General features: G+C 62.4%; 4 protein-coding genes and 1 tRNA gene. 3 read left to right on the top strand and 2 right to left on the bottom strand.

All coding sequences use genetic code 11. The features are described 5' to 3' along the window. A partial coding sequence (locus AP428_RS35155; RefSeq protein WP_156349320.1) for a methylated-DNA--[protein]-cysteine S-methyltransferase occupies positions 1-340 on the top strand: 340 nt, incomplete at its 5' end. 105 nt (positions 341-445) lie between these two features. Here the strand turns inward: AP428_RS35155 and AP428_RS14235 are convergent. Then, complete coding sequence (locus AP428_RS14235; RefSeq protein WP_011546755.1) at positions 446-892, bottom strand: carboxymuconolactone decarboxylase family protein; 447 nt, start codon at positions 890-892, stop codon at positions 446-448. A 151-nt stretch (positions 893-1043) separates the two neighbouring features. Between AP428_RS14235 and AP428_RS14230 the strand changes: the two genes are divergently transcribed. Further along, complete coding sequence (locus tag AP428_RS14230; protein WP_011546756.1) at positions 1044-2537, top strand: PLP-dependent aminotransferase family protein; 1494 nt, start codon at positions 1044-1046, stop codon at positions 2535-2537. 310 nt (positions 2538-2847) lie between these two features. On the opposite strand, the gene AP428_RS14225 is transcribed toward AP428_RS14230, so the two are convergent. Further along, a tRNA-Arg gene (locus tag AP428_RS14225) sits at positions 2848-2923 on the bottom strand. Between the two features lie 251 nt (positions 2924-3174). On the opposite strand from AP428_RS14225, the gene AP428_RS14220 reads away from it, so the two are divergent. Then, the coding region (locus AP428_RS14220) for a cytochrome c5 family protein (protein ID WP_156349319.1) at positions 3175-3661 on the top strand (487 nt) is incomplete at its 3' end.

Below are 3661 nucleotides of genomic sequence, written 5' to 3'. Positions count from 1 at the left end.
AGCGTTGGTGGCAAACGTCGTCGGTATGATCGAGCAGCCCGCTATCGACAAGAACCTCCCCCTCGATATTCGAGGCACCGCTTTCCAACAGCGTGTTTGGCAAGTGCTTCGCAAAATTCCGGTGGGAAGCACACTGAGCTATGCGCAGGTCGCGCGCCTCGTTGGAACTGACGTGTCGGAGCTTGATATTGCCAGCGCTTGCGCTGGCAACCCGCTAGCCGTTGCGATCCCTTGCCATCGCGTAGTCAGAACTGATGGAAGGTTTTGGGGCTATGCATGGGGCATTGACCGCAAGCAGGCGCTGCTTGACCGTGAACGTTGCACTCACGTGCAATCGTGAGCGACGATAATCATGAACGATTGCCGTGCCTCCGGTTTGAAGCGTCCGGCATAACGCAGCCCAGAGAGGCTCGGCAAAACGATTTCAGGGTACGCGCCGCGTTAATTACGCCACGGCAGCAACAGGCACCCGGAAAGGCGCACCGAGACGATTGAACGCGTTCATCGCGGCGATGGCGATCGTGAGGTCAACCAGGTCCTTCGGCGAAAATGCCGCCGCAGCAGCGGCATAGGCTTCATCCGATGCATGCGTTTCGCTGACACGCGTGACTTCCTCAGACCAGGCCAGCGCGGCACGCTCCTGATCGGTGAACAAGTGCGCAACCTCATCCCACACTGGCACCAGCGTAATTTTGTCGACGGACATGGTTTTTCTGAGATCGCGGCTATGCATGTCGATGCAATGCGCGCACCCGTTGATTTGCGAGACGCGGAGAAACACGAGGTGGACAAGTTCCTCGGGGAGATTCGTCTTCTTCGTGACGTAGTGGTGGATACCAAAAAGCGCCTTTGCGCCGTCCGGTGCGGTCTCTTGCCAGTTCATGCGGGTCATCTCGGTCCTTCTCCGTGGGTGATGCGAATAGTGTCGCCGTCGCGTCCAAGCCGCCTATCGACTTGCGCCGCGATCCATGTCATAACGCAACGTTACTCCGCTGGGCATTAGAGAAACAGGCCCAAAAACTGGCGAAACGACTGGCCCAAAAATGAATCAACCGAATTCGCCCGCTGCGCTGTCCATCCTGGTGGACCGTGCCATCGCCGAGCCGATCGGCGACCAGATCCATGCGAGCCTGCGCCAGGCAATCGTCGAGGGCCGGCTCGTACCCGGACAGCGCCTGCCTTCCGGCCGGGACCTCGCTGCGCAACTTGGCGTCGCCCGCGGCACCGTCCGCGTGGCCTACGATCGGTTGATCGCCGAGAATCTGGTATTCGGTGCAGGCTCCTCGGGCACACACGTTTGCGCGCGGCTGCCCGCGGAGCGAGCGGATGGCGAGGCTTCCCTTGACGGGCCTCTAGCGGATTTCACCCGCCCATTTTCGAGCGCCCCGCTTCCATTCCAGATGGGCGTACCGGCCCACGACGCATTCCCAGCCAAGCTCTGGGCCCGCATGCGCACGCGTGCCGTACGCGCCGATGCCTTCGCTTACACGGCCTATGCCGATCCGCGCGGCGAACCTGCCCTGCGAGCCCAGATCGCGAGCCACCTGGCCGTAAGCCGGCAGATGCAATGTCATCCCGATCAGGTCATCGTCACCAGCGGATACCGGCAAAGCCTGATGCTGGCACTGACCGCACTGCGCGCGCATGGACGCAAGGCGTGGCTCGAGGAGCCAGGCTATCCACTGGGAAGACGCGCGCTGGAAATCATCGGTGCAGCGGTCATACCCGTACCTGTCGATGCCGATGGGCTGCGAGTGGAGGCTGGCGTCGCCAGCGCGCCAGATGCTTTGCTGGCGTTGGTCACGCCGGGCCAGCATGCCCCGCTCGGCGTGACCCTGTCGCCGGCACGAAGGCATGCGCTGCTCGACTGGGCGGCGACAAGGGGTGCCTGGATCATCGAAGACGACTATCTCGGAGAACTACAGCTCGAAGGCCGCGCCGCACCGGCCCTTGCTGCAGGCGAAGGTGCCGAGTGTGTGGTTCACATCGGCGCGTTCAGCAAGACGATCAGCCCGGGGCTCGGCCTGGGTTTCGTCGTTGCCCCACGCTCAGTGGCGGAGCGTCTGGTTGAGGTAGCCGCCGTGTTGTCCCCAGCTCCGAACCGGACCACCCAATTGGCGGTGACGGAGTTTCTGAGGAATGGACACTACCTGCGGCACCTGCGACAGATGAAGGCGCTCTATGCGGAGCGCCGACGCCTGACGCTGGCGCATGTCAACAAGTTTCTGCCGGGCACCATGATGGCGGGCCTGGGGGTGATCGCACCGCTGCCACAAACCGCCGACGACCGCATGGTTGTCGGCATTGCCCGGGCGCATGGCCTCGCGCCTTCGGCACTCTCCGCCTGGTACCTTCGCCGCAGCAACGCACAAGGTGGCTTGCTACTCAGCGCGACAAACCTCCGCCCAGACAACATCGAGACCGTCTGCGCGACGCTTGCGGGTATCGTTGCGTCATCAAGTCGTAGCCCACATGAGTCCAACGGTCGCCAACGCGGCGTCGAACGTCCGCTTTCTAGAAATATCGACGACCGCTAAGGGTCGGAAAGAGCCGACCGCCGGATGCCATTTTCCAACGTTGGACGCCGTCAGACCAGATCGCTCAAAGCTGCGAAAAAGGGGGAGATTGTCTACGAGCAGCCGCCTTGGCCACGCAACATTGGGCGTCGGCAGTTTAGAGCCGGGAGATTTTCGGCAGGATAACGCGGAGCAGCTTTAGAGAACAGGGAGCAAGGCCGAGGGCCTCGACTGACGCGCTTTGGTGCATGGCGCATTTCCGTATGATTTCCGTACGAACTTGCCCAGCGCTAGAGGCGCTACACCAACTCCTTGATTTTTATCATTTTCTTGGCGCGCCCGGCTGGGATCGAACCAGCAACCCCTGCCTTCGGAGGGCAGTACTCTATCCATTGAGCTACGGGCGCGTGAGACAGTGAAGCGACCCCATATACAGGCCGCCCACGATTGGCAAGACGGCAAGGATACCCGGTTTCCCAAGACGCGTCCACCTTGCCCGCCGAATCGCCGCCGGGCGCCGCTGCGTGCGGGTAAACACGCGCCATCGCGCCGCTCGCCGTGATGTAAACGTTCCGTCTATAATCGTCCGTGCTTCATTGGACTGCCATTTTGCCGTTGCACCGCGCTCACAATTCCTATTCATGGAGACGAGGCAAGCATGAGCGAAGCACCCCACGAATCTCCCGTCAAAACCCCCGGGCAGCTGATTGCCGTCATCATCGCGTCGTTCGCGATCCCGATCATCCTGATCGTCCTGTTCGCCAATTACGCGAACCATGCGTTCCGTTCCGGCGCCGGCACGGACGCGCTATCCGACGAGCAGGTCGCCGCACGTATCGCCCCCATCGCGAAGGTCGAGGTGAAGGACGCCAACGCACCCCGCACGTACAAAACCGGCGAGGAGGTCTACAAGGCCGTCTGCGTGACCTGCCACGGCACCGGCGCCGCCGGCGCGCCGAAGTTCGGCAACAAGGACGACTGGGCGCCGCGCATCTCGCAAGGCTTCGACACGCTGCTGAAGACGGCCCTCGCGGGCAAGGGCGCGATGCCGGCGCGCGGCGGCACGAGCCCCGACGACGTCAGCGACTATGAAATCGCCCGCGCGATCGTCTACATGGCGAACAACGACGGCGCGAACTTCCCGA

Origin of the sequence: Burkholderia sp. E168m22 (assembly GCF_001319805.1) — a bacterium.
GTDB classification, from domain to species: Bacteria; Pseudomonadota; Gammaproteobacteria; order Burkholderiales; family Burkholderiaceae; genus Burkholderia; species Burkholderia orbicola.
The sequence above is the reverse complement of the archived record's forward strand: the minus strand, read 5'-3'. Positions and strand labels throughout refer to the sequence as shown.